The organism is Mesorhizobium sp. M7A.F.Ca.CA.001.04.2.1, from assembly GCF_003998485.1.
Classification (GTDB): Bacteria; Pseudomonadota; Alphaproteobacteria; order Rhizobiales; family Rhizobiaceae; genus Mesorhizobium; species Mesorhizobium ciceri.
In genome coordinates this window covers 35,729-43,177 of sequence record NZ_RZQT01000050.1, presented here as the reverse complement: position 1 = coordinate 43,177, position 7,449 = coordinate 35,729, and the positions used below count along the sequence as shown (strand labels likewise).

Genomic DNA, 7,449 nt, shown 5'->3' with positions numbered 1-7,449 from the left:
GGCGCGGCCATCGCCAATGCCGAAGCCGCTGCGGCGTCGCTGGCGCCCTATCGCATGATTGCAGCCGACGGCTCGCTGGTGCCGCCGACGCCGGATGCACGGCCGCTTGTACCGGGCACCGGCGCGCTGCCGGTGACTTTTGAAAACCCGCCCGGCCTTTATGGTTCCGAGACGGGTGTGTTTGCCCATAATCTGCTTGAAGCCGACAGCACGCTGGCCCCGCTGGCGCGCCCGCAAATCACTGTTCCCGTCACCTCGATCCAGTATGCCTTTGACGAATCGCGCAATTTGAAGGGCGCGCTGGTCGCGGCCGCCCTGGTGCTGATGCTGCTCGATACGCTGGCGGTATTCTGGATGGGCGGCCTGTTCTCACGCCGACCGCGCCGCGCCGGTGCCATGGCAACCACCGCCGCGGTCCTGATTGCGCTGGGTAGCTTGTTCGGTCATGCCGACCTTGCCCGCGCCGACGACGCCAAGCCGGGTGACGAAATTGCCATCGAGGCGATTTCGAAGACCCGCATCGCCTATGTGCTGACCGGTGTGCCGGGCGACGATTCGATCAGCCGTGCCGGGCTCGAGGGCCTGACCCGCTTCCTGGTCGAAAAGACGGCCCTTGAACCGGGCGCACCAGCCGGTGTCGACATTTCGAAGGACGAGCTGTCGTTCTATCCTTTGATCTACTGGCCGATCGATCCGGCCGCCCCGATGCCGAGCCAGGCCGCCATCGCCCGCATCGACGCCTATATGCAGCAGGGCGGCACGGTGCTGTTCGACACCCGCGACCAGTTCGCCAACGGCATCGGCGCCGATTCGACCAGCCCGGCGACGGAGCGGCTGCGCGACATCCTCGGCAACCTCAACGTGCCGCCGCTGGAGCCGGTGCCGTCCGACCACGTGCTGACCAAATCCTTCTTCATCCTGCCCGAATTCCCCGGCCGCTTCGCCGGCAGCCCACTGTGGGTCGAGGCGTCGCTCGACGCCAGCAATGCCGAGAACCGGCCGGTGCGCACCGGCGACGGCGTCTCGCCTATCATGATCACCGCCAATGATTTTGCCGGCGCCTGGGCGGTCGACGAGAATGGCGATCCGCTGCTGCCGACCGTACCGGCGGACCCGATGCAGCGCGTCTACGCGCTGCGCGCCGGCGTCAACATCATGATGTACATGCTGACCGGCAACTACAAATCCGACCAGGTGCACGTGCCCATACTGCTCGAACGGCTGGGGCAGTAAGATGAGTTTGTTTGGTGCCCTCCGGTCGCGGATAAACCCTCCCCAAAAAGAGGAGGGTAAGGAATGAACTGGTCGATTTCCTTCGAACCGCTGATCTCCTGGCCCCTGTTGGCCTTGGCGCTGGTGCCGCTGGCGCTGCTGGCGCTTGTCGGCCTGTGGTTTCGCCAGCGCGGCTCGGTCTTCCGCTTCATCGCCCTTTTGGCGCTCGCCGCCGCTTTGTTCAACCCGGTGTTCCTCAACGAGGAGCGCGAGCCGCTGAAAAGCGTTGTCGCCCTCGTCGTCGACCGCAGCCAGAGCCAGGATATCGGCGATCGCACCAAGCAGACCGACGAGGCGCTGGCCGGGCTGCAGCAGCGGCTTGGCCGCTTCAAGCAGTTCGACGTGCGGGTCGTCGAGGCCGGCAAATCCGAGGCCGCCGAAGAGCGCACCGAGACACGGCTGTTCGGCGCGCTTGAAGGCGCCTTCCGCGACGTGCCGCCGTCACGCATCGGCGGCGCGATCATGATCACCGATGGCGAGGTCCATGACGCGCCGCCGGGCGCGCCAGATTTCAACGCCCCGCTGCATGCGCTGATCACCGGCAACGACCACGAAAAGGACCGCCGCATCCGCTTCGAGAACGCGCCGCGCTTCGGCCTTGTTGGCAAGCCGCTCGACATGACCTACCGCGTCATCTCGACCGAAAACGAGACTGGCCCGGTCGATGTGCGCGTCTCGGTCAATGGCGAGCAGGTCGCCGTCGAGCACGCCACCGTTGGCCAGGCCATGCCGCTGCAGGTCACCATTCCGGGTGCCGGCCGCAACATCGTCGAACTCGCCATCGATCGCGAGCCGGGCGAACTGACCGACACCAACAACCGCGCCATCGCACTGATCGACGGCATTCGCGAGAACCTGCGTGTGCTGCTCGTCTCCGGCGAGCCGCATGCCGGCGAGCGCACCTGGCGCAACCTGCTGAAATCCGACGCCTCGGTCGATCTTGTCCATTTCACCATCCTGCGGCCGCCGGAAAAGCAGGACGGCACGCCGATCAACGAATTGTCGCTTATCGCCTTCCCGACCCGCGAACTGTTCGTCGAGAAGATCAAGGATTTCGACCTCATCATCTTCGACCGCTACCAGCACCGCGACGTGCTGCCGATCCTCTATTACGACTACATCTCCGAATATGTCGAAAAGGGCGGCGCGCTGCTGATCGCGGCCGGCCCCGAATATGCCGGCGAAAGCTCGATCGCGCGCACGCCGCTGATGGCCGCCCTGCCGGCGATGCCGACCGGCGAAGTTGTCGACAAGGCCTTCTATCCGCGCCTCACCGAACTCGGCCAGCGCCACCCGGTGACGCGTGGGCTCGATGGCTCGGCCACCGAGCCGCCGCGCTGGAGCCGCTGGTTCCGCACCATAGGCGTGCAGAACCCGGAAGGCGAAGTGGTCATGAAGGGCGCCGACAACCGGCCGCTGCTGCTGCTCGACCGCAAGGGAGAAGGCCGCGTCGGCATGCTGCTGTCCGATCAGGGCTGGCTGTGGGCGCGCGGCTTCGAGGGCGGCGGCCCGCATGTCCAGCTTTATCGGCGCATCGCGCACTGGCTGATGAAGGAGCCGGAGCTCGAGGAGGAGCGGCTGACCGCCGATGGTCGTGGCATGGTGCTGGAAATCCGCCGCCAGACGATGGCCGACGATCCCGGCGCCGCGCAGATCATCACCCCGTCCGGCAAAACCTTGACCGTCAAGCTCGACAAAGCCGAGCCCGGGGTCTTCCTCGGCAGCGTCGAGACCAGCGAGATCGGGCTCTACCAGGTCGCCAATGGCGACCTCACCGCGCTCGCCCATGTCGGGCCGGTCAACGCACCGGAATTCGCCGACGTCATTTCCACCGAAAACCGGCTGAAGGCGCCGGCCGAAGCCACCGGCGGCAGCGTGCGCCGGCTGGCGTCTTCCACAGCCCTTGGCAGCGACGTGACGCTGCCTTCCATCGTGCCGGTGCGCTCGGCTGGTGCCGCATCCGGCAGCGACTGGATCGGCCTGCGCACGACAGACGACAGCGTGCTCAAAGCCGTCTCGCGCGTGCCGCTGTTCGGCGGCTTCCTCGGCCTCGGCCTGCTGCTTCTGGCAATGGGTTCGATGTGGTACCGCGAGGGACGGTAGCGCGGCGCTCTTTTTCCTTCTCCCCTTGTCGGAGAAGGGAAAGCCCCCTGCTCTACTCCTCCGGCTCCGTCGTGAACATCAGCGGGTAGCCCTTGGCCTTGCCGGCATCGGTGGCGCGCGTCGCTTTGGTCTCGGCGACATCCTTGGTGAACACGGCGACGACGCAGACGCCACGCCGATGCGCAGTGATCATCACCCGGTGCGCCTGGTCCTCGCTGAGTTTGAACTCGCCCTTCAGCACCGTCACCACGAATTCGCGCGGCGTGAAATCGTCGTTGATGAGGATGACCTTGTAGAGTTTTGGCCGTTCGACTTGCGGCTTGATCTGGGTACGCGGTTTTGTGGTGATTTCAGGCATCGGAACCGACAGTTTTGCGTAAGCGACGTGACCGCCATTCTGGCACCGGTGAAAACGGTCGTCCATTTTGATCGACGCGCGAAACCGGTGTCCGCCGACGCGGCCATTCATAATCATGTGGGAAGGTGTCGGTTGCCGTTCAACGGCCCTGGCGGCCGAACATGCGGCGGCCGGGAATCTGCCGCACGGCCGCAGCGGGCGGTATATCGGACCGAAAACGGTTTCCGCCGGCATCCGCCCGGCGTTCCAGCCAGGTCGCGATCGGCCACGCGGCGACGCAGATCAACGTCGCGCCGGTCAGCACGACCAGCAGCCAGGTCTGTGCCGGCGTTATGTAGTCCCAGTTGGTGGAAATCGCCGGCGCGAACAGCGAAGGCTCGGTGCGTCCGCTGGCCGGATCGGGGACCGGGCTGGCGGTGAACAGGATAAGCACTCTGGCGAGGCCGGTGGCAACCAGACCGCCGATCACCATCGAGCGCAAAATGGACGAAAGCCGCTTCTTCATGCGGATTGTCCTACACGGCCGGCGTTGCAAACGGGTTAAGTGTCAGTCGAGGCGGAAGCTGCCGGTGCCAGACTTCGCCAAAGATCAGTTGAACCCATCGACCGCTGCATCGCCAATGTCAGGGCTTCAGCGGCTCGGACAGGAAGAAGGCCGCTCCAACCGAAACCAGCTGGAGCGGCCTTGGTCAACAGGCCGGCATTTTATGCCGGACCTTATCAGGTCTTCGGGGCGTCCTTCTTGACGGCCTTCTCAGCAGCCTTCTTGTGCTTCTTGACGGTCTTCTTGACGACCTTCTTGGGAGCAGCCTTGGCCGGAGCGGCAGTCGCCGGAGCGGTGGTCGTCGAAGCAGCCGGAGCAGCGGTCGTGGTGGCGGCGGCGTTGCCGAGAGCCGGCATCGCGAAAGCGAGAGCGACGGCGAGACCGGTTGCGGAGAGGATGGACTTTTTCATGGCTTCGTTTCCTTTTTATGCGGGTCAAGTTTCGGAGCGTTACTGAACCGGGTCGTTCGGCGTCACTCCAAGCAGCTTCAAAGCATTGGCGAGCATCCGGATGCCCTGTGCCTGTTTCTTGGCGGCGCAGTACCGGTTGCCCTTTCTCTGAAGTGCCTTTGCCGCGGTGACCTGCGTTGCCGTGGCATGGGTTTCGAGGGCTTCATCAAATTGGTGGCTGAGATTGGCGCACCGTTCGCTCCGGGTTGTGAGCGTCGCCTTTGCGTCCGATTGTCCGACAGCGGCAGTGACCAGGCAGAAGCCCAGCAACGCACCCAACAAACTGATCGACAACCTTGGCATCGGTTTATCCGTAAACCCGGAGACTAGCGTCGCAGCCGATGACCTGACCGCCACGAGATCAGTTATGCCTTTGAAATTTTTCAGGAGTTTTTCTGAACTGTAGAATTTTGTTTCTGGAGTGTGTCTGAGAAAGCCGGTGTGAACTCCATCATAGCCACTGGCCAACATATGGCCTGAATTCTATCGTGTGGGTTGCGACCGAAGGGCTTGGCAATCAAAGACAGAAGGGCTTGGCAACAATGACAGGGCTGCTGTGAAATCCGATGCACACATACTGATCGTCGACGACGATAAGGGCATCCGCGACCTGCTGCAGGAATTCTTCCAGAAGCGGGGCCTGCACACCTCGGTTGCCGCCGACGGCATCGAGATGGAGACCATCCTGCGGCGCGTCCAGGTGGACCTCATCGTCCTCGACGTGATGCTGCCCGGCAAGAGCGGGCTGGAGCTGTGCCGCGACCTGCGCGCCCAGTATTCGACGCCGATCATCATGCTGACCGCCGTCACCGAGACGACCGACCGCGTCGTCGGCCTGGAAATGGGCGCCGACGACTATGTGCCCAAGCCCTTCGACCCGCGCGAGCTTTTGGCGCGCATCCGGGCCGTGCTCAGGCGCAATGGCGCCGCCGAGCCGAAGCGCGCCACCACCAAGCAGATCTACCGCTTCGCTGGCTGGACGATGGACTGTGCCCGGCGCCGGCTGATCGCACCCGACGATGTCAGGGTCGAGCTGACCATGGCCGAATTCAACCTGCTGCAGACCTTCGTCAAGAGTGCGCAGCGTGTGCTGACCCGCGACCAGCTCATCGAATTGTCCGGCGGCGACAGCGACTATTCCTTCGACCGCAGCATCGACATCCTGGTCAGCCGGTTGCGGCGCAAGATGGAGGACGACCCGAAGACGCCCAAGCTGATCCTGACCGTACGCAGCGGCGGCTACCAGTTCCTGCCCGAGACGACCTCCGAATGAGACGTTTCCTGCCGCAGACCTTGCCTGTCTGGGTGCTGCTGATCGTCATTGCCGGCCTGCTGATCAGCCAGGTCGCGACCCTCTACATCGTCTCGCGCGACCGCGCTGCCGCCAACGACGTCGTCGACCTCTACCGGCTCAACGACCGTGCCTTCTCGCTGGTGCAGCTCATGCATGACGCCAGTCCGGACGAGCGCAAGGCGACGGCGACCGGCCTGTTCAACTCCACCTACGCGCTCACCGTTTCGGACACGCCGGCGGTCACTTCGTCGATCGCCGGCGACGACGAACTGGCCGAACTCGAAGACATCCTCGTCGGCCGGCTGTCCAAATTCGGCATCACCGATGCACGCGTGCGCCGCGATCCGGCGACGCGCGAGGCCGACGACGCGGACGGCACGACGCCAGGACCCGACATCGGCCAGGTCGAGCGCGACCTTCTGGTGCTGGCCGCCGACTTCGCCCAGAGCGACAAGCTGACGGCATCGCTGCGCTTCGCCGACGGCCAATGGCTGAATTTCACCGAACCGATCACGCCCGTCGGCCCGATCCTGAGCTTCGACAGCCTGCCGCTCTATTCGCTGATCGCAGGGCTGGTGGTGATCATGTCGATCTGGTCACTGCGCCGGCTGACGGCGCCCTACCGGATGATGGAAACCGCCGTGAACCGGATCGGCAAGGATCTGAAGAGCCCGCCGATCGCCGAGAGCGGCAGCCGCGAGGTGCGTGCCGCCGCCAAGGCGATCAATGCCATGCAGGCGAGATTGCGCGAATATGTCGAGGACCGCGAACATCTGGCGGCGGCACTGGCGCATGACCTGCGCACGCCGATGACCAGGATGCGCCTGCGCCTGGAGCTGTTGCGCAAATCGGCGGTCCGCGAGGCGCTGGCCCACGATCTCGCCGATGTCGAGAGCATTGCCAGTTCGGTGATCGACTTTGCCACCTTCGAAGTGACCGAGGAAAAGAACGAACGCATCGATTTCTGGTCGCTCGTGGAATCGATCGCCGACGGCTATGACGACGTCTCGTTCGACGACGAGACCCGTTCGCGCGGGCTGATCTGCATGGCGCGGCCGGTCGCGCTCAAGCGCTGCGTCACCAATCTGGTGCAGAACGCGGTCACCTACGGCAAGAAGGCGCATCTTTCGCTGCGCCGGTCGGAGGACATGATCCTGCTCACCATCCGCGATGAAGGGCCTGGCATACCGCAGGCACAGATCGACGCGGTGTTCGGCTCGTTCGTGCGCCTCGAACAATCGCGCAACCGCCAGACCGGCGGTCTGGGCCTCGGCCTGACCATTGCCCGCAACATCGCACGCGCCGCAGGTGGCGAGATCCGCCTGTCCAACAACCCGGGCGGCGGCCTGCTGACGCAACTGCGCCTGCCGCTGGCGGCATAAAAACAAGGCGCGCCCGGTCGCCGCGCCTCGCCGCCGTTGGGTTTCGA

General features: G+C 64.6%; 8 protein-coding genes. 4 read left to right on the top strand and 4 right to left on the bottom strand.

The features are described 5' to 3' along the window. Both EN955_RS17505 and EN955_RS17500 read left to right on the top strand, forming a co-directional pair. On the top strand, window positions 1-1,233 hold a 1,233-nt coding region (locus EN955_RS17505; RefSeq protein ID WP_164769889.1), incomplete at its 5' end, for a DUF4159 domain-containing protein. 63 nt (window positions 1,234-1,296) lie between these two features. Further along, on the top strand, window positions 1,297-3,375 hold the full coding sequence (locus EN955_RS17500; RefSeq protein WP_024504542.1) for a membrane protein: 2,079 nt from the start codon (window positions 1,297-1,299) through the stop codon (window positions 3,373-3,375). Between the two features lie 52 nt (window positions 3,376-3,427). Here the strand turns inward: EN955_RS17500 and clpS are convergent, their stop codons facing one another. The 4 genes from clpS to EN955_RS34825 all read right to left on the bottom strand — a co-directional run bounded on the left by clpS (window position 3,428) and on the right by EN955_RS34825 (window position 5,029). Next, window positions 3,428-3,733 (bottom strand): ATP-dependent Clp protease adapter ClpS, encoded by a 306-nt coding sequence (gene clpS, locus EN955_RS17495; RefSeq protein WP_013529964.1) that lies wholly within the window; start codon window positions 3,731-3,733, stop codon window positions 3,428-3,430. A gap of 139 nt (window positions 3,734-3,872) precedes the next feature. Beyond that, entirely contained in the window at window positions 3,873-4,238 is a 366-nt protein-coding gene (locus EN955_RS17490; RefSeq protein ID WP_013529963.1) for a hypothetical protein, read from the bottom strand. A gap of 215 nt (window positions 4,239-4,453) precedes the next feature. Beyond that, on the bottom strand, window positions 4,454-4,687 hold the full coding sequence (locus EN955_RS17485) for a hypothetical protein (RefSeq protein ID WP_013529962.1): 234 nt from the start codon (window positions 4,685-4,687) through the stop codon (window positions 4,454-4,456). A 39-nt stretch (window positions 4,688-4,726) separates the two neighbouring features. After that, window positions 4,727-5,029 carry a hypothetical protein gene (locus EN955_RS34825; RefSeq protein ID WP_024504541.1) on the bottom strand — a complete coding sequence of 101 codons (303 nt, stop codon included), beginning with the start codon at window positions 5,027-5,029 and terminating at the stop codon, window positions 4,727-4,729. A gap of 253 nt (window positions 5,030-5,282) precedes the next feature. Here EN955_RS34825 and EN955_RS17475 point away from each other — a divergent pair, with 253 nt between their 5' ends. Next, on the top strand, window positions 5,283-5,999 hold the full coding sequence (locus EN955_RS17475) for a response regulator transcription factor (protein ID WP_013529960.1): 717 nt from the start codon (window positions 5,283-5,285) through the stop codon (window positions 5,997-5,999). Next, a complete protein-coding gene (locus EN955_RS17470; RefSeq protein WP_024504540.1) occupies window positions 5,996-7,402 on the top strand; it encodes an ATP-binding protein in 1,407 nt (468 codons plus the stop codon). The genes EN955_RS17475 and EN955_RS17470 overlap by 4 nt, the downstream gene beginning before the upstream one ends. Window positions 7,403-7,449: the final 47 nt, after the last annotated feature.